General features: G+C 62.9%; 17 protein-coding genes and 1 tRNA gene. 12 read left to right on the forward strand and 6 right to left on the reverse strand.

Translation table 11 applies throughout. The features are described from left to right. Positions 1–279: 279 nt before the first annotated feature. A tRNA-Arg gene (locus CCX87_RS04315) sits at positions 280–356 on the forward strand. Between the two features lie 80 nt (positions 357–436). Then, on the forward strand, positions 437–1009 hold the full coding sequence (gene greB, locus CCX87_RS04320) for a transcription elongation factor GreB (protein ID WP_087748173.1): 573 nt from the start codon (positions 437–439) through the stop codon (positions 1007–1009). A gap of 25 nt (positions 1010–1034) precedes the next feature. Here the strand turns inward: greB and CCX87_RS04325 are convergent, their stop codons facing one another. The 4 genes from CCX87_RS04325 to CCX87_RS04340 form a co-directional block, all read right to left on the reverse strand. Further along, on the reverse strand, positions 1035–3314 hold the full coding sequence (locus CCX87_RS04325; protein WP_087744054.1) for a RelA/SpoT family protein: 2280 nt from the start codon (positions 3312–3314) through the stop codon (positions 1035–1037). Between the two features lie 95 nt (positions 3315–3409). Further along, complete coding sequence (rpoZ, locus tag CCX87_RS04330; protein WP_005794722.1) at positions 3410–3613, reverse strand: DNA-directed RNA polymerase subunit omega; 204 nt, start codon at positions 3611–3613, stop codon at positions 3410–3412. A 16-nt stretch (positions 3614–3629) separates the two neighbouring features. Then, positions 3630–4250: a guanylate kinase gene (gene gmk, locus CCX87_RS04335; protein ID WP_087744056.1), complete on the reverse strand. Its 621-nt coding sequence runs from the start codon at positions 4248–4250 to the stop codon at positions 3630–3632. A gap of 36 nt (positions 4251–4286) precedes the next feature. Beyond that, the gene (locus CCX87_RS04340; protein WP_087744057.1) at positions 4287–5204 is read right to left on the reverse strand and encodes a YicC/YloC family endoribonuclease; all 918 of its coding nucleotides are present in this window, start codon (positions 5202–5204) and stop codon (positions 4287–4289) included. Between the two features lie 76 nt (positions 5205–5280). On the opposite strand from CCX87_RS04340, the gene CCX87_RS04345 reads away from it, so the two are divergent. The 5 genes from CCX87_RS04345 to hemW all read left to right on the forward strand — a co-directional run bounded on the left by CCX87_RS04345 (position 5281) and on the right by hemW (position 10024). Next, entirely contained in the window at positions 5281–6297 is a 1017-nt protein-coding gene (locus CCX87_RS04345; RefSeq protein WP_087744059.1) for a serine/threonine protein kinase, read from the forward strand. Between the two features lie 82 nt (positions 6298–6379). Beyond that, a complete protein-coding gene (locus CCX87_RS04350) occupies positions 6380–7282 on the forward strand; it encodes a PP2C family protein-serine/threonine phosphatase (RefSeq protein ID WP_087744061.1) in 903 nt (300 codons plus the stop codon). Positions 7283–7392: 110 nt separating this feature from the next. Beyond that, the gene (gene rph, locus CCX87_RS04355; protein WP_087744064.1) at positions 7393–8121 is read left to right on the forward strand and encodes a ribonuclease PH; all 729 of its coding nucleotides are present in this window, start codon (positions 7393–7395) and stop codon (positions 8119–8121) included. A gap of 45 nt (positions 8122–8166) precedes the next feature. After that, positions 8167–8766, forward strand: a complete 600-nt coding sequence (rdgB, locus tag CCX87_RS04360; protein ID WP_087744065.1) for an RdgB/HAM1 family non-canonical purine NTP pyrophosphatase — start codon at positions 8167–8169, stop codon at positions 8764–8766. Between the two features lie 7 nt (positions 8767–8773). Beyond that, complete coding sequence (hemW, locus tag CCX87_RS04365) at positions 8774–10024, forward strand: radical SAM family heme chaperone HemW (RefSeq protein WP_087744067.1); 1251 nt, start codon at positions 8774–8776, stop codon at positions 10022–10024. A gap of 148 nt (positions 10025–10172) precedes the next feature. Here hemW and CCX87_RS04370 read toward each other — a convergent pair whose 3' ends face one another. Next, a complete protein-coding gene (locus tag CCX87_RS04370) occupies positions 10173–10523 on the reverse strand; it encodes an I78 family peptidase inhibitor (protein WP_232476480.1) in 351 nt (116 codons plus the stop codon). A 216-nt stretch (positions 10524–10739) separates the two neighbouring features. Next, positions 10740–12500 carry an arsenical pump-driving ATPase gene (gene arsA / locus CCX87_RS04375; protein ID WP_087744070.1) on the reverse strand — a complete coding sequence of 587 codons (1761 nt, stop codon included), beginning with the start codon at positions 12498–12500 and terminating at the stop codon, positions 10740–10742. Between the two features lie 92 nt (positions 12501–12592). On the opposite strand from arsA, the gene CCX87_RS04380 reads away from it, so the two are divergent. From CCX87_RS04380 to arsB, 5 genes are all read left to right on the forward strand, one after another. Continuing rightward, positions 12593–12916, forward strand: coding sequence for an ArsR/SmtB family transcription factor (locus tag CCX87_RS04380; RefSeq protein ID WP_087744073.1), 324 nt, complete (start codon positions 12593–12595; stop codon positions 12914–12916). 110 nt (positions 12917–13026) lie between these two features. Further along, positions 13027–14070: an ArsJ-associated glyceraldehyde-3-phosphate dehydrogenase gene (locus CCX87_RS04385; RefSeq protein ID WP_087744076.1), complete on the forward strand. Its 1044-nt coding sequence runs from the start codon at positions 13027–13029 to the stop codon at positions 14068–14070. Between the two features lies 1 nt (position 14071). Then, positions 14072–15316 (forward strand): organoarsenical effux MFS transporter ArsJ, encoded by a 1245-nt coding sequence (gene arsJ, locus CCX87_RS04390; protein WP_198314763.1) that lies wholly within the window; start codon positions 14072–14074, stop codon positions 15314–15316. Between the two features lie 150 nt (positions 15317–15466). Further along, complete coding sequence (locus CCX87_RS04395) at positions 15467–15967, forward strand: arsenate reductase ArsC (protein WP_087744080.1); 501 nt, start codon at positions 15467–15469, stop codon at positions 15965–15967. 70 nt (positions 15968–16037) lie between these two features. Then, entirely contained in the window at positions 16038–17063 is a 1026-nt protein-coding gene (gene arsB / locus CCX87_RS04400) for an ACR3 family arsenite efflux transporter (protein WP_087744082.1), read from the forward strand. Positions 17064–17071: the final 8 nt, after the last annotated feature.

The following is a 17071-nucleotide window of genomic DNA, read 5'->3' on the forward strand; positions in this document are numbered from 1 at the left end:
CAATCAACGTTGCGAAGTGTGGAATTGGTGGGACTCATAATCCTTTGGTCGTTGGTTCAAGTCCAACACGCCCTACCAATGATTGTCTGCACGATCATGGCCTGCCCTCACGCATTCTTCACGAGAATTTCATGAATCTGGGTCAAGGGGCGTTCCGGGTGCATTACAATTGCACCCATGATTTGGATAGGTAGGTGATGATGCAGGTAATGCAATCACTTATCAGAAGTGGTTTGATTTTTAGATTGCTCTAAATTTCATGCTATAATTCAAAGCTTAGCGGCTGTAGCTCAGCTGGATAGAGTACTTGGCTACGAACCAAGGGGTCGTGGGTTCGATTCCTGCCAGCCGCACCATTTGGTAAGCCTCCCGTCTGAAAAGACGGGAGGCTTTTTCATTTGTGAATTGCTTTTCAGCTTTCATGCAAGATATAGCCATGAGCAAAGCCTTTACCAAGGAAACGGATGTCGAGGATGATGACGAGCTGGCATCGCCTGCGCTTCCGGTCGGTGGAAAAAACTACATCACCCCCCAAGGCTACGCTCGATTGCGGTCAGAGCTCCTCGATTTGATTGACTCCGAGCGTCCCAAGATCGTGGACATCGTTCATTGGGCTGCCAGCAATGGAGACCGATCGGAGAACGGGGACTATCTCTATGGCAAGAAGCGTTTGCGCGAAATTGACCGGCGCATCAGGTTTCTAACCAAGCGATTGGAGATCGCAGAGATCGCCGATCCGGCCATCCACCATGGAAGTGATCAGGTGTTTTTTGGCGCGACCGTCACTTACCTGGAAGATGACAGCGTGGAGCGAACGATCACCATACTCGGAATTGACGAGACAGAAAGCAACCAGGGCCAAGTGAGTTGGATGGCACCGGTCGCGCGCGCGCTCCTGAAGTCCAGGGTTGGGGATGAAATTACATTGGCCGCCCCGGGGGGCGTGCATCGGCTGGAGGTGATGGCTGTTTGGTATCCCGGTAAACCAGCGCAAGAGACCGGGAACTGACGGTGATACTGCCCATCGTTCTGGTTCAGGCCTGGGGAATGATTCGAGACGCTCGAATCACAGCTTGAGTGCGTCGTAGGCCGCGCAATGCTGTTTCAAGGTGAGCTTGGTCTCGCACTGCCACCACGAAGCGCAGGTCTGTGGTATCGAGTGCCACCTCATCATCCATGTCCACATGGGTGATATCGGCTTCCGAGTTGGCCAGTTCTGCGGCCACGCGCGCCAGCACGCCTTTTCCGTTGCTTACGGTAACCACTACCCCGGTCTCGAACATGCGCGAGGGCTCGTCCGACCAGTCCACGGCAATGAAGCGCTCGCTGTCTTTGTGCTGTAGCCGCTTGGCCACGCTGCAATGTGCATTGTGAACCACCAAACCTTCTCCACGGCCCAGATATCCAACAATGCTGTCGCCCGGTACGGGGCGGCAGCAGTGTGCATATTGGACTGAGGCGTTTTCGCTTCCGTCGAGTGTCACTGCGCCCTGGGACAGTGATTCGTGGGATGTATAGCGCTCTCGGGTCATGAGCAGCGCATCGGGCCGGTGCCCATGCTCGGACATCAGCACCATGAGGCGCTTGGCCACAATGCTGGCGATGCGCTTGCCCAGGCCCAGGTCTGTCATCAGTTCGCTGCGCGTGCGGTTTCCTGTGAAGCGCAGCAGCTTGTCCCACAGGGGCTGGGTTTCGGCGTCCATGGGCGGGAGGCTGACCAGACCCTCTGCACGCAGCGCCTGTGTCAGCAGCTTTTCGCCCAGTCCTTCCGACTCTGTCTGTGCTAGTGTTTTGAGATAGTGGCGAATCTTGGAGCGTGCACGGCCCGTGCGTACAAATCCCAGCCATGCCGGATTGGGTGTGGAGACAGGGGCGGTGATGATTTCCACCACGTCGCCGTTTTTCAGCTCGGTGCGCAGAGGCACCAGTTCATTGTTGATCTTGCCTGCTGTGGTGCGGTCACCCACGTTGCTATGGATGGCATAGGCGAAATCGACCACGGTAGCACCGCGTGGCATGGCCATGATCTGGCTTTTTGGTGTGAAGACATATACCGCGTCCGGGAACAGGTCGACCTTGACATGGTCCCAGAATTCAGCGGCGTCCCGGGTTTCGTTCTGGATGTCCAGCAGGGACTGCAGCCATTTGGTGCCTAGGCGCTCGGCCGAGTTGCCTTCACTGTCTTGCGCTTTGTAGAGCCAGTGGGCTGCAACGCCTGCTTCGGCAATCACATGCATTTCGTCGGTACGCATCTGAAATTCGATGTTCACGCCCGAGGGACCGACCAAAGTGGTGTGCAGGGATTGGTAGCCATTGAGCTTGGGGATGGCAATGTGGTCTTTGAACTTCCCGGGTACCGGCTTGTACATCTGGTGCAGGATGCCGAGGGCCGTATAGCAGTCCGTGATGCTGGGAACAATCACCCGAAAGCCATAGATATCGGTGACCTGCGCAAAGCTCAGGTGTTTGATGTCCATCTTCTGGTAGATGGCGTACAGCGTTTTTTCGCGTCCGGCAAGGCGCACCGGCATGCCAATGCGCGAGAACGCCGCATCTACTTCTGCCTGCACCTTCTGCACCAGATCACGGCGCCGGTTGCGCGACTTGTTGATGGCCTTGGAGAGCGTGTGGTAGCGCCACGGATGCAAATGCCGGAAGGAGAGATCCTGCAGTTCGCGATACGTCTGGTTCAAGCCTAGGCGGTGGGCGATCGGTGCGTAAATCTCCAGCGTTTCAGAAGAAATCCGGCCCCATTTGCTGCGCGGCATGTCCGACAGCGTGCGCATGTTGTGCGTGCGATCTGCCAGCTTGATGAGAATCACACGAACGTCGCGCGCCATCGCCAGCAGCATCTTGCGAAAAGACTCGGCCTGGTTTTCCTCGCGCGTATTGAACTGAAGCTTGTCGAGCTTGGTGAGCCCGTCCACGAGCTCGGCCACCGGGGCACCAAAGCGGTCGATCAGGTCGGCCTTGGTCACGCCGCAGTCTTCCATGGCGTCGTGCAGCAGTGCTGCCATCAATGCCTGGGCGTCCAGTTTCCAGCTGGCACACAGCGCAGCGACCGCAATCGGGTGGGTGATGTAGGGCTCACCGCTGTTGCGCAGCTGACCTAGATGCGCCTCGTCGGCGAAGCGGTAGGCCTGCCGTACCAGTTCAATGCTGGCTGGATCCAGGTAATCGAGGCTGTCTGTCAGCGCGGCAAAGCTGGCCGCCGCTGCATTGGCGGCTGCCGCTGACGCACTGACCGTACCCGAAGCGGGGCTGTCACCGGGTCGAATCTGCGTCGCAGAATAGGAATTAAGCACCGCGTTCATAGCCTAAATGTAGCGCGGTCGTGCGCGAGAAGCCCAAGGCGCAAAAAAAAGCACCGCTGTGCGGTGCCATTTGTCCAAGGTGCCAGTCGAAAAGATCAACCGGGAACCTTCTTGAGCATCTCCAGGCCAACCTTGCCTTCGGCGATTTCGCGCAGGGCGGTTACGGCAGGCTTATTGCGGCTCTCGATGCGCGGGGCATGGCCCTGGCTCAGCATGCGGGCGCGGTAGGTGGCGGCCAGCACGAGTTGGAATCGGTTAGGAATCTTTTCCAGGCAATCTTCTACGGTGATGCGTGCCATCGGGTTTCTCCGGGAATCAGGTGATATTGAGCGACTGGAAGGTGTCAGCACGGGCGCGGCGCTGGGCGGCGTACTTGAGTCGCTGGGCGTGAACTACGGCTTTCAGGTCGAAAAGCGCGCGCTCAAACAACTCGTTGATTATAACGAAGTCGAATTTGCCCACCTGGGCCATCTCGATGGCGGCGTTCTTGAGGCGGACTTCGATGACATCCGCCGAGTCTTCGCCTCGGCGCTCCAGGCGCGAGCGCAGTTCTTCCCAGCTGGGGGGCAGGATGAAGACGAGGATGGCGTTGGCAAAGGCTTTCTTGATCTGGAGTGCCCCCTGGAAATCGATTTCCAGGATCACGTCCGATCCCTGCGCGATGCGTTCTTCGATGGCCTTTTTGGACGTGCCGTAGCGGTTGCCATGCACGATGGCCCATTCCACGAAGGTATTGCCTTGCACCATGGCGTCGAATTCCGGCTCTGACACGAAAAAATATTCGCGACCATGCTTTTCCTGGCCACGCGGCGCGCGCGTTGTGTGCGAGATGGATGGGTGAACGTGGGAGTCGAGTTCGAGAAGTGCCTTGACCAGGCTGGATTTGCCAGCGCCACTGGGGGCGGCCACTACAAAGAGATTTCCAGGGTAATCCATGGGTGATGTTCGCTGGGTGCTATCAAAAAATGAGTGTTACTCGATATTTTGTACTTGCTCACGCATCTGCTCGATCAACACCTTCATGTCGACGCTGATGCGCGTGAGGTCCAGGGCCGCCGATTTGGAGCCCAGTGTGTTGGCTTCGCGGTGCAGTTCCTGGATCAGGAAATCGAGACGTTTGCCCACTTCGCCGCCTTTTTGGAGCAAGCGCTCGATCTCGTCCAGGTGCGAGTTCAGGCGGGTGATTTCTTCTGCCACATCGATGCGGATGGCAAAGGCCGTTGCCTCGGTGAGTGCGCGGTCGCGTGCGGCCTCTGGCAGGGTGGAGCCGTCGGTCAGGGCCATGGCCTCTTTCCAGCGCTCCATGAAGCGCTGGCGTTGCTGTTCAACCAGCAAGGGCACCATGGGGCCCGCCTGTTGCGCCAGGCTGCGCAGTTGGCCGAGCCGGTCGTACAGCATGGCGGCCAGACGATCTCCTTCGCGGGCACGCGCCGCCATTAACTGCGCGAGCACCTGCTCTGCCAGGGGCGGCACGGCCTCGCTCCAATCCTCGGGACCCGCGCTGGCGTTGGCGCACAGGCGCAGCGCATCGGCGACCGTGAGGGGCGCGGCTTGGGGGAGCCAGGCCTTCACGGCGTCCTGCAGCGAATTGATGCGTTGCAAAAGGCGGGGTGCCGGATCCTGCAGGCTGTTGCCATCGTCGTTTTCGAGCGCGGCACGCACTTCCACCTTGCCGCGCTTGAGTCGCGAGGTTAGCAGGCTGCGCAAAACGGGTTCGAGGGCTCTCAGCTCGTCGGGCAGGCGGAACGACAGGTCCAGAAAGCGGCTGTTGACCGAGCGGATTTCGAGCCCCAGCCGGCGGGCGGCAGGGGGGCGGGTGTCGGTGTCAGCGCCAGTGGCAGAGGCGCCGTGCTGTGCGCTGGCGTATCCGGTCATGCTGTAAACTGGCATTGGACTTTTTTGATGGTTGCTTGCGATCCGGTGATTATCCGGGTTCCGCTCTACACCCGGGTCATCTTCGCAAAATATGTCAAAAATCAAGCCGGCGCCATTGCCGCCCGATACCGTTATTGGGGGCTACCGTGTGGTGCGCCGATTGTCTTCCGGCGGGTTTGGTGTGGTCTATCTGGCGCTCGACGCCGAGGGCCAGCAGATCGCCATCAAGGAATATCTGCCCACTTCCCTGGCCACCCGGGCCCCGGGGGAGTTGTTGCCCAAGGTTCCACCCGAAAAGCTGTCGCTGTACCGTCTGGGGCTCAAGAGCTTTTTTGAGGAAGGCCGTTCGCTGGCGCAGATCTCGCACGCCTCGGTGGTGAGCGTGCTCAATTTTTTCCGCGAGAACGAAACCGTCTACATGGTGATGAACTACCTGGAGGGCGCGACCCTGCAGGACTTCATCATCACCGCGCGTGATTTGAAGACGCAGAAGGTGTTCCGCGAATCCACCATCCGCTCGCTGTTTGACGAGGTGCTGCGCGGTCTGCGCATCGTGCACCAGCACAAGATGCTGCATCTCGATATCAAGCCGGCCAACATCTTCATCACCGACGACAACAAGGCCGTGATGATCGACTTTGGCGCGGCGCGTGAGGTGCTGTCCAAAGAGGGCAACTTCATCCGCCCCATGTACACCCCCGGCTTTGCCGCGCCCGAGATGTACCGGCGCGATTCTTCCATGGGCCCGTGGACCGATATTTATGCCATTGGCGCCTGCATCTACGCCTGCATGCAGGGCTTTCCGCCCAACGAGGCGCCCCAGCGCATCGAGAAAGACCGCCTGTCGCTGGCGCTGACCAAGCTGCGCGGCGTGTACTCGGACAACCTCATCGAGGTGGTGGAGTGGTGCATGGCGCTCGATCCGCTGTCGCGCCCGCAGTCGGTGTTTGCGCTGCAAAAAGAGCTCAGCCGCGAGGGCGAGCGCCGCTACACCAAGCTGTCGGTGGCCGAGAAGATGCGGCTGCAGCTTGACACCCTGGTGTCCGACACCAAGAAAAATGTGCAAAAAATGGGTGAAGCCACGGGCATCGGGGCCAAGCCCAAATGAGCACGACTTGCGCAAAGCGGGTTCTGGCGAGCGGCATGGTCATTTCCGATGCCTTGGCGCATCCTTGTTTGCGTGAGTCCCTATGAAGTTTTCGGTATTCCAGATCAGCCGCCGCGGCGGGCGCGAGAAAAACGAAGACCGCATGGGTTACTGCTACACGCGCGAATCGGGGTTGTTTGTGCTGGCGGACGGCATGGGCGGGCACCCTGAGGGCGAAGTGGCCGCGCAGATCGCGCTGCAAACCATCTCGGCCCTGTTCCAGCGCCAGGCCAAGCCGCAGCTCGACAATGTGCAGGAGTTCCTGTCGTCGGCCCTGCTGGCGGCCCACCACCAGATCCTGCGCTATGCCTCGGGCAAAGGCATGCTTGACACGCCGCGCACCACGCTGGTGGCTGTCGTGGTGCAGGCGGGCGCTGCGTCGTGGATCCACTGCGGCGACTCGCGCCTGTATATGGTGCGTGGTGGCGAGCTGCTGACCCGCACGCGCGACCATTCCTACCTTGAACTGCGCAATGCGCCGCCGCTCGGGTTGGACCGCATCAACCGCAACGTGCTGTTCACCTGCCTGGGCTCGCCCACCAAACCCATTTACGACAGCACCGGGCCCGTGCACCTGGAGCAGGGCGATCGCATTTTGCTGTGCTCGGACGGCCTGTGGGGCGCGCTCAGCGATGAAGAAATTGCCTCCCAGCTGGGCCGGCAGACGGTGTCGAACGTGGTGCCTGATCTGGTGGAGGCCGCCTTGCGCAAGGCAGGCGAGGGCAGCGACAACGTCACGGTGGTGGCGCTCGAATGGGAAACCCCCGACGCCTTCGAGTCCACGCAAGGGGTTTCGACCGACAGCATCAGCGACGATGTTTTTGCCTCGACCATCCAGGCGGGGCCCCTGGATGGGCTGGTGGACGATCTGGATGACGAGGCCATCGAGCGTTCGATTGCCGAGATCAACGAAGCCATCCGCCGCTCGGCTGCGCGCAAGGCCTGACCCCCCGCGCCCGCGCCGACCAAGCCCGTGCGTCTGACCGCGCCCCGGTGCCCGGCTTCGGGAACCACCTGTTGCCCACCGGGTCCATTGCCTTCTTACCTTTGATCCACATGACCTCCTTTACCCGAACGGGCGGCCGCGCCGCCGACCAGCTGCGCCCCGTGCGCATCACCCGCCACTACACCATGCATGCCGAGGGCTCGGTGCTGATCGAGTTTGGCAATACCAAGGTGCTGTGCACCGCGTCGGTCGAGGAAAAAGTGCCCCCGCACCAGCGCGGCACCGGCGCGGGCTGGGTTACCGCCGAATACGGCATGCTGCCACGCGCCACGCACCGGCGCAGCGACCGCGAGGCGGCCAAGGGCAAGCAAAGCGGCCGCACCCAAGAGATACAGCGCCTCATCGGCCGCTCGCTGCGGGCGGTGTTTGACCTCCAGCTGCTGGGCGAGCGCACGATCCAGCTCGACTGCGATGTGATCCAGGCCGACGGGGGCACGCGCACCGCCGCCATCACCGGTGCCTGGGTGGCGGCGCAGGATGCGGTGGGCCAGCTGCTGGCCAGCGGCAAGATCACCGCGACACCCATCTTGGGGCCGGTGGCCGCCATTTCGGTGGGCATCGTGCAGGGCACGCCGCTGCTGGACCTGGAATATGGGGAAGACGTGGGCTGCGACACTGACATGAATGTGGTCATGACGGGCGCCGGCCATTTTGTGGAAGTGCAGGGCACGGCAGAGGGCGTGGCCTTCACCCGCGCCGAGATGGACCAGCTGCTGGCGCTGGCCGACAAGGGCATCGCCGAGCTGGTGCGCCTGCAGCAACATTCACTATTAAAATAATAGCTGCTTGCGCTTTATACATAAGCGCTACAAGCCAATTTGACTATGAAACTGGTTCTCGCATCCAACAACCGCGGCAAACTTGCCGAACTGCAGTCCATGCTCGCGCCCCTGGGCATCGAGCTGGTGCGCCAGGCCGACCTGGGCGTGGGCGAGGCCGAAGAGCCGCACCGCACCTTCGTCGAAAACGCCCTGGCCAAGGCGCGTTTTGCCGCGCAGCACACGGGCCTGCCGGCGCTGGCCGACGACGCCGGCCTGTGCGTGGACGCTTTTGGCGGCCTGCCGGGCGTGGACACGGCCTACTACGCCACCCAGTTCGGCTACGAAAAAGGCGATGACACCAACGTGCGCGCCTTGCTGGAGCAAATGCAGGGCCAGGACAACCGCCGTGCCGCCATGGTCAGCACCCTGGTCGCCGTGCGCAGCCCGCAAGACCCCGAGCCCCTGATTGCCGTGGGCCGCGTGGTGGGCGAGATCACCCGCGCGCCGCGCGGCCGCAATGGCTTTGGCTTCGACCCCGTGATGTTCATCCCCGAATTCGGCCAGACCTTTGCCGAGTTGCCCCCCGACGTCAAGAACGCCCACAGCCACCGCGGCCGCGCGGCGCAGCAGATGCTGGCGCTGATGCGCGAACGCTGGTTCTGAATTCGCCATGGCAGTTTCCATCCCCATCATTCCTGCTGCCGAGGCCGCACCCGCACCGCAGCGCGACATCCAGCATTACATGCGCCCGGGGCTTTTGCAGCTCACCAGCCTGCCGCCGCTGGCGCTGTACGTGCACCTGCCCTGGTGCCTGAAAAAATGCCCGTATTGCGACTTCAACTCGCATGAATGGCGCGACGCTGGCGGCGCCGGTGGCTTGCCTGAAGCCCGCTACCTCGATGCCCTGGTGGCCGACCTGGAGGCGGCGCTGCCCCTGGTGTGGGGCCGCAGCGTGCACAGCATCTTCATCGGCGGCGGCACGCCCAGCCTGTTTTCGCCGCAGTCCATCGACCGGTTGATTGGCGACATCCGCGCGCGCCTGCCGCTGGCCGCCGATTGCGAGATCACGCTGGAGGCCAACCCCGGCACCTTTGAGAAAGACCGCTTCCGCGCCTTCCGCGCGGCCGGTGTTACGCGGCTGTCGGTGGGCGTGCAAAGTTTCAACGACCGGCACCTGCAGGCGCTGGGCCGGGTGCACGACCGCGCGCAGGCGCTGGCCGCTGTGCAGGAGGCGGCCAGCGCCTTCGACACCTTCAACCTGGACATCATGTACGCGCTGCCCGGCCAGACGCTGCCAGAGCTGGAGCAGGACATGGCCACGGCGCTGGCACTGGCGCCGCCCCACATTTCCATCTACCACCTCACCATCGAGCCCAACACCTACTTCGCCAAGTTTCCGCCCGCCATCCCGCCGGACGACGATGCCTACGCCATGCTCGACCGCATCACCGAGATGACGGCGCAGGCGGGGCTGGCGCGCTATGAAATATCGGCCTACGCCCGGCCGGGCCATGCGTGTTTTCACAACACCAACTACTGGCAGTTTGGCGACTACCTGGGGCTGGGCGCGGGCGCGCACAGCAAACTCAGTTTTGCCCACCGCGTGGTGCGCCAGACGCGGTTTCGCGACCCCCGCCTGTACATGGACAACGCGCTGGCGGGCCACGCCGTGGCGCAAGACGAGGATGTGCGCCGCGCCGACCTGCCGTTCGAATTCATGCTCAATGCGCTGCGCCTGCGCGAGGGTTTTGCGCTGCAGGATTTTGTCGAGCGCACGGGCCTGCCGCTGACCGCCATTGCCAAGGCGCTGGACGAGGCCGAGCGCAAGGGCCTGATCACCCGCGACATGGCCCATGTGCGCCCGACCGAGCGCGGGTTCGACTTTTTGAACGATCTGCAGGCGCTGTTTCTGGCCGACTGACAGCGCGGCGCCCACACGGGCGCAGCTGGTGCGATGAGTTTGCGTTAAATCGGGCTCTAGCGCTTATGGATAAAGCGCTATGTGCTATGTAAATATGAGCAAATAGGCAGCGCCCCACGCTGTTTTGCCGGCAGCGGTGGGGCTTCGTTCAGCCGCAGCGCACCGCCGTGATGCGCCCATTGCCATCCACCACCAGGTTCAGTCGTTCGGTGTTGAACTCCAGCGTCACCGCCTGGCGGGGGTGCAGCAGGCGTGCCATGGCCGCGCCCGATGCCACCCGGGCTTGCTCGATCACCGACGGGGTGCCCTGTTTGCCGATCACCCCCTGGGCGGGCGCCGCATTGCACACGCCGCCGCGTGGCCCCGGGCCCACCGAGGGCGGCGCCGCACCGCCCGCACCGCCTGTTCCCCCCGGCAAGCCGGCGCAGCCGGCCAGCAAGGCAGCGCACAGGCAGGTGGTCAGGTTGGCGGTGAGGGTATGCGGTCGGGTCATCTGCATGGTTTTCTCCTGGGGGATCGGTGGCGGGGGTTGCCGGTTGTAGGACACCTTATCGTGCGCCAGCCCTCCTGGCTGTCACGACAGGTAACCGTATCGCTTGGTGATCCGGCCATTTGGCGCATCAACCTTCACTGGGCTGGATCTGTCGTGCGCGCCTGTGCCAGCAGTGCGGCTCGGCGGGCCGTCGTCAGAGGGCTGCAATGGCCAACCGTGCAGTCATTCCAGCAGCTTGCCGAGTGCGTCGGGGCCAATGGGTGGCTGCGCCGTCCACGGCACCACCAGCACAGCGTGGCGGGTGTGCGCGGCCACCCGCTGCATCTGCTGCAGCTCGCTGTGCAGGCGGGTTTGCAGCAGGGGGTCGGCCGTGCCGGTGGCCAGCAGCGATTTGTTGACGACCCAGGCGAAGGGTTCGATCTGGGCCCGGCGCAAGTCGTCCTGTAGCGCGGCGGCCTGCGAAACCGGGGTGGCTTCCGGCAGTGTGACCAGAATGATTTTGGTGTAGTCCGCATCTTGCAACCGCATCAGCGGCGTCACGATGCGCCCCGCCGCCTTGCCCTCGAATTCCCGCACCATCTGGCGGTGGTAGGCGCCAGTGGCATCCATCAGCAACAACGAATGCCCGGTGGGCGCGGTGTCCAGCACCACAAACGAACTTCGGGCTTGCGCCACCACATGCGAGAAGGCGTGAAAGACGGCCACTTCTTCGGTGCAGGGCGAGCGCAGGTCTTCAATGAGCAGGGCTTTCTCGTCCTCGGTCAGCGTGGCCGCGCGGGAGGCCACGATCTTGTCCACATATTTTTGCGTTTCGGCCTGGGGGTCGATGCGGTCCACGCTGAGCCCTGGCACCTCGGCGTTGAGTGTGACGGTCAGGTGCGCAGCCGGGTCGGTCGTCGTCAGGTGCACCGATTTGCCGTGGCGGACCAGACCCAGCGCAATGGCGGCGGCCATGGTGGTCTTGCCGACCCCGCCTTTGCCCATGACCATGATCAGGCCGCGTTCGCCCTGGGCCAGCTCGGCCACCAGCTCGGACAGCTTGTGGTGCTCCATGGCGGGCGCTGCGGGGGTGGCTGCGCCCGTGGTGCATGGGGGCTCGGCGGCCAGCAGCCCGCGCAGTGCGGGCAAACCCACCGAGTCCACCGCCCGCAGCGGAATGTGGTCGGCCACCAGCGGCCGCAGCGCGGCTGGCAGTTCGTCGAGCGCCTTGCGCCCCAGTGCTTCGATGGCCGCGGCGATCGGGTCGTCCGCATGGGTGCGATGGAACACGGCATTCACCACCAAGCGCTGGTGGGTCAGGCCCAGCGCGCGCAGTTCATCCGAGGTGCGGGCCGCCTCATCGAGCGCGCCTTTGTCGGGCCGGGCCACTAGCACCACGGTGGTTTGCGTGGCGTCATTGAGTGCCGCCAGGGCTGCGTTGAAAAGCTGTTCCTGCATCTTCAGGCCTGAGTGCGGCCCCAGGCAGGACGCACCGCGGTTGTTCCCTTCCAGGAAGCCGCTCCAGGCCTTGGGCAGGCTCAGCAGCCGGAGCGTATGGCCGGTGGGGGCCGTGTCGAAAACGACATGGTCATAGGCGGCACCGCCCTGCGACAGCAGGTTGGAGAATTCGTCAAAGGTGGCGATTTCGGTGGTGCAGGCGCCCGACAGTTGCTCGCGCACCGTGGCAATGTCCTGGTCGCTGGCCTGTGGCCCCATCTGCTGAACCACGCGTGCGCGGTAATCCGCTGCAGCGGCATCGGGGTCGATGTTGAGCACCTGCAGGCGCGGCACGCCGGGCACCGCCACGGGCTGGTTGCGCAGTTCGATGCCCAGCATTTCATCGAGGTTGGAGGCGGCGTCCGTGCTGACCAGCAGCACCTTTTTGCCCGCGTCTGCCAGCGCGATCGACACCGCAGTGGAAACCGAGGTCTTGCCCACGCCACCCTTGCCCGTGAAGAACAGGTATTTGGTGGGCTGTTCGAGAAGGTGGATGGGTGCGGGCATGTGATTCCTGGGTGGGCCGGGGCGCGCGCTACTGGCTATGCACCGATGGATTGCACTTTACAATATTTCAATAATCGTTGTATAGTTGTTGCATGAATGAAACCGACGCTGTCCGTTCGCTCGCCGCCCTGGCCCAGGAAATGCGCCTGCGGGTGTTTCGTGCGCTGGTGGTTGCGGGCAACCAGGGGCTGACGCCCAGCGCGCTGGCGGAACAACTGGATGTGGCGCCCAACACCCTGTCGTTTCATCTCAAAGAGCTGACCCATGCGAACCTGGTCAGCCAGGAGCGCCAGGGCCGCAACCTGATTTACCGCGCCTCCATCACCACCATGAACGACTTGCTGGGCTTTTTGACCGAAAACTGTTGCCAGGGTGCTGAGTGCCTGGCGCCCCAGGCAACGTCCTGTGGTTGCTGACGCAGGAGTGGCATGCGCTTGTGCGTGGGCACATCAGCCATGTGTCATCCATTCGCCATTAAATAATGCAATATTTCAATGAATATAGAATTGAATAAGAGAGCCGTATCATGAAAGTGGGCATCAACGGAATGGGGCGCATTGGCCGCCTGGCGCTGCGCGCCGCCATGGGCGCTGCCGAGCGCCCGCAAGACGACCCCCGCGCCGGCAACCGCCTGGAGGTGGTGCACCTCAACGAAATCAAGGGTGGCGCCGCGGCCACCGCCCACCTGCTGGCTTTTGACACCGTGCAAGGCAAGTGGCGCGAGCGCATCCAGGCGGAGGGCGACCACGCCATCACCATCGGCAGCCAGCGGCTCTCGTTCAGCGCGCACCCCACGGCGGCAGACATTCCGTGGGGCGACTTGGGGGTGGACGTGGTGCTGGAATGCACAGGCAAGTTTTTGACGCCCGAGACCATCCAGGGCCACCTGGACCGCGGCGCCAAGCGCGTCATTGTGGCCGCGCCGGTGAAGGTGGGCGACGTGCTCAACATCGTGGTCGGCGTGAACCACACGCTGTACGACCCGGCCAAAAACCGCATCGTCACGGCAGCGTCGTGCACCACCAATTGCCTGGCGCCGGTGGTGAAGGTGGTGCATGAGCACATCGGCATCCGCCACGGGCAGATCACCACCATCCACAACCCGACCAACACCAACCTGGTGGTGGACGCGCCGCACAAAGACCTGCGCCGCGCCCGCAGCGCCATGGAGAGCCTGGCGCCCACATCCACCGGCAGCGCCACCGCCATTGCGCTGATTTACCCCGAACTCAAGGGCAAGCTCAATGGCCATGCCGTGCGCGCCCCGGTGCTCAACGCCTCGCTGACAGATTGCGTGTTTGAACTGCAGCGCCCCACCACGGCCGAGGAAGTGAACGCGCTGTTCGAGCAGGCCGCTAGCTCGTACCTGTCGGGTATTCTGGGCTACGAAACGCTGCCGCTGGTGAGCGCCGACTACGCCCGCGACACGCGCAGCTCCATCGTCGATGCGCTCTCGACCATGGTGACCGACGGCACGCTGCTCAAGGTGTACGCCTGGTACGACAACGAAATGGGCTATGCCTGCCGCATGGTCGATCTGGCCTGCCACATGCAGGAAGTGGGCATCTGACATGCAAAGCCACGCCACGCGCAACTACGCCATCGTCACCGCGGCGTATTGGGGCTTCACCCTCACCGATGGCGCGCTGCGCATGCTGGTGCTGCTGCATTTTTATCGCCTGGGGTACTCGCCGTTCACGCTGGCGTTTCTGTTTTTGCTTTATGAAGCAGCCGGCGTGCTGGCCAACCTGATTGGCGGCTGGCTGGCCACGCGCTACGGCATCACGCGCATGCTGACGGTGGGGCTGGTGACGCAAATCATCGGCTTTACCCTGCTGTCGCAGCTCAACCCCGATTGGTCGGTGGCCCTGTCGGTGGCCTGGGTGGTGCTGGCGCAGGGCATCTGCGGTGTGGCCAAGGATTTGACCAAGACCGCCAGCAAATCGGCCATCAAGGTCACTTCGGCACAAGCCAAAGAGCAGGGCGCGGGCCAGCTTTTCCAATGGGTGGCCTGGTTCACCGGCAGCAAGAACGCCATGAAGGGCGTGGGCTTCTTTTTGGGCGGGCTGCTGCTGCAGGCGCTGGGCTTTCAGCTCGCGCTGTGGGCCATGGCGGCGCTGCTGGCGCTGGTGCTGGTGGGGGTGGTCACTTCGCTGCCCCGGATGATGGGCAAGAGCAAGGCCTCCCAATCGGCCAAGGAACTGTTTGCCAAGAACGCCGGCATCAACGCCCTGGCCGCCGCCCGCGTGGTGCTGTTTGGCGCGCGCGATGTCTGGTTTGTGGTGGGCGTGCCGGTGTTTTTGTATTCGCAGGGCTGGACGTTCACCATGGTGGGCGGTTTTCTGGCCGCCTGGACTATCGGCTATGGCCTGGTGCAGGCCATGGCGCCGCAGCTGGTGAAACGCAGCACCGACGGCCTGAGCACCGAGGTGCCTGCCGCGCGGCGGTGGTCGGCCCTGCTGGCGGTGGTTCCCGTTGCCATCGCCGTGGCAGTGGCCCTGCAGGTGCCGCACCTGCAATGGGTGGTGGTGGGCGGCCTGGGGCTGTTTGGCTTTGCGTTTGCCGTCAATTCGTCCGTTCACTCGTACTTGATCCTCGCCTACGCCGGCTCGGAAAAAGCCGCCGAAGACGTGGGCTTTTATTACGCCGCCAACGCCCTGGGGCGCTTTGGCGGCACGCTGCTGTCGGGCCTGCTGTACCAGTGGGGCGGGTTGCTGTATGCGCTCATCGGCTCTGCCGTGATGCTGGTGGTCTGCTGGCTGGTCACGCTCACATTGCCGGTGACAAAGGACAAAAAAACAGCCGCAGCGGCTTGAGGGCTGCGCATGGGCACCACGTAACGCGCAAGTAACCATGGCGCTCCACACTCTGCAAAACCCCACTGCTGCGCCGCCGGGCTGGCGCAGCGCCGCAAATTATTCACTCTCCCATTCCCTCAACCCTTGGTGCCGAAAGCAGGTATTCACATGTCCCATCGCATCTACAACGTGCTCTTCATCTGCACGCACAACTCCGCGCGCAGCATTCTGGCCGAAGCCATCCTGAACCAGAACGGCGCTGGCAGATTCCGTGCCTTCAGCGCCGGCAGCCACCCCGCGGGCGTGGTCAACCCGCGTGCGCTCGATCTGCTGGAGCGGAATCGTTTTTCGACGCAGGGCTTGCGCAGCAAGAACTGGGATGAGTTCGCGGCGCCCGACGCACCGGTGATGGACTACGTGCTCACGGTATGCGATCAGGCGGCGGGCGAGGTGTGCCCCGTCTGGCCGGGCCAGCCGATGTCGGCGCACTGGGGTGTGCCTGACCCGGCAGCGGTCGAGGGCGATGAAGAAGCCGTGAACAACGCGTTCAAAGATGCTTTCATCGTGCTGAACCGCCGCATTGCGCTCTTTCTGAGCCTGCCGCTGGAAAAGCTCGACAAACTGGCGCTGCACAAAGAACTGGTCCAGATTGGACAAACCAACGACTGAAAAATCCACATGCAGACGGGCCTGGACATGCGATGGTCCAGGCCCTTTTCATTGAGCGAGGGGAACCACCATGGGGCTGTTTGAGCGGTATTTGACGATCTGGGTTGCGCTGGGCATTGCTGCCGGTGTGGGGCTGGGGCTGGTTTTTCCGGGGCTTTTTCAGGCCGTTGCCGGCCTGGAGATTGCGCAGGTCAATCTCGTGGTGGCGGTGTTCATCTGGGTGATGATTTATCCGATGATGATCCAGATCGACTGGGCCGCCATCAAGGACGTGGGCAAGAAGCCGCAAGGGCTGCTGCTGACGCTGACCGTCAATTGGCTGATCAAGCCGTTCACCATGGCTGCGCTGGGTGTGCTGTTCTTCCAATACCTCTTCGCCCCCTGGGTGGACCCGCAATCGGCCAGCGAGTACATCGCCGGCATGATTTTGCTGGGCGTTGCGCCTTGCACCGCCATGGTGTTTGTGTGGAGCCAGCTCGTCAAAGGCGACGCGAACTACACGCTGGTCCAGGTTTCGGTGAACGATCTGGTGATGGTGGTGGCCTTTGCTCCCATCGCCGCTTTCTTGCTGGGCGTGACCAACGTCACCGTGCCCTGGGAGACCCTGGTGTTGTCCACCGTGCTGTATGTGGTGCTGCCCCTGGCCGCTGGCATGGCGACCCGCCACCAGTTGGCCCGGCGCTCGCCGCAGGCGGTCGGCGCGTTCGTGGCACGGCTCAAGCCCTGGTCCATCGTGGGCCTCATTGCCACGGTGGTGCTGTTGTTCGGCTTTCAGGCAGGCACCATCGTCGAGCAACCCGCGGTGATCGGCCTGATTGCCATTCCGCTGGTGTTGCAGACCTATGGCATCTTTTTCATCAGCTGGTGGGGCGCCAAGCTGCTCAAGCTGCCCCACGATGTGGCGGGCCCCGCCTGCCTTATCGGCACATCCAACTTCTTTGAGCTGGCGGTGGCGGTGGCGATTTCGCTTTTTGGGTTGAACTCTGGCGCCGCCCTGGCCACGGTGGTCGGCGTGCTGGTCGAGGTGCCCGTGATGCTTTCACTCGTGGCGATGGTCAATGCATGGCGGCCGCATGTGCACGCCCCGCGTGCATGAGCTGGTGA

It is taken from the genome of Acidovorax sp. T1, from assembly GCF_002176815.1.
Taxonomy (GTDB): Bacteria; Pseudomonadota; Gammaproteobacteria; order Burkholderiales; family Burkholderiaceae_C; genus Acidovorax.

Bases quoted from the DNA above. Each gene is read 5' to 3' on its own strand.
- greB (WP_087748173.1), top strand. From the start codon at position 437: ATGAGCAAAGCCTTTACCAAGGAAACGGATGTCGAGGATGATGACGAG.
- CCX87_RS04325 (WP_087744054.1), bottom strand. From the start codon at position 3,314: ATGAACGCGGTGCTTAATTCCTATTCTGCGACGCAGATTCGACCCGGT.
- rpoZ (WP_005794722.1), bottom strand. From the start codon at position 3,613: ATGGCACGCATCACCGTAGAAGATTGCCTGGAAAAGATTCCTAACCGA.
- gmk (WP_087744056.1), bottom strand. From the start codon at position 4,250: ATGGATTACCCTGGAAATCTCTTTGTAGTGGCCGCCCCCAGTGGCGCT.
- CCX87_RS04340 (WP_087744057.1), bottom strand. From the start codon at position 5,204: ATGCCAGTTTACAGCATGACCGGATACGCCAGCGCACAGCACGGCGCC.
- CCX87_RS04345 (WP_087744059.1), top strand. From the start codon at position 5,281: ATGTCAAAAATCAAGCCGGCGCCATTGCCGCCCGATACCGTTATTGGG.
- CCX87_RS04350 (WP_087744061.1), top strand. From the start codon at position 6,380: ATGAAGTTTTCGGTATTCCAGATCAGCCGCCGCGGCGGGCGCGAGAAA.
- rph (WP_087744064.1), top strand. From the start codon at position 7,393: ATGACCTCCTTTACCCGAACGGGCGGCCGCGCCGCCGACCAGCTGCGC.
- rdgB (WP_087744065.1), top strand. From the start codon at position 8,167: ATGAAACTGGTTCTCGCATCCAACAACCGCGGCAAACTTGCCGAACTG.
- hemW (WP_087744067.1), top strand. From the start codon at position 8,774: ATGGCAGTTTCCATCCCCATCATTCCTGCTGCCGAGGCCGCACCCGCA.
- CCX87_RS04370 (WP_232476480.1), bottom strand. From the start codon at position 10,523: ATGCAGATGACCCGACCGCATACCCTCACCGCCAACCTGACCACCTGC.
- arsA (WP_087744070.1), bottom strand. From the start codon at position 12,500: ATGCCCGCACCCATCCACCTTCTCGAACAGCCCACCAAATACCTGTTC.
- CCX87_RS04380 (WP_087744073.1), top strand. From the start codon at position 12,593: ATGAATGAAACCGACGCTGTCCGTTCGCTCGCCGCCCTGGCCCAGGAA.
- CCX87_RS04385 (WP_087744076.1), top strand. From the start codon at position 13,027: ATGAAAGTGGGCATCAACGGAATGGGGCGCATTGGCCGCCTGGCGCTG.
- arsJ (WP_198314763.1), top strand. From the start codon at position 14,072: ATGCAAAGCCACGCCACGCGCAACTACGCCATCGTCACCGCGGCGTAT.
- CCX87_RS04395 (WP_087744080.1), top strand. From the start codon at position 15,467: ATGTCCCATCGCATCTACAACGTGCTCTTCATCTGCACGCACAACTCC.
- arsB (WP_087744082.1), top strand. From the start codon at position 16,038: ATGGGGCTGTTTGAGCGGTATTTGACGATCTGGGTTGCGCTGGGCATT.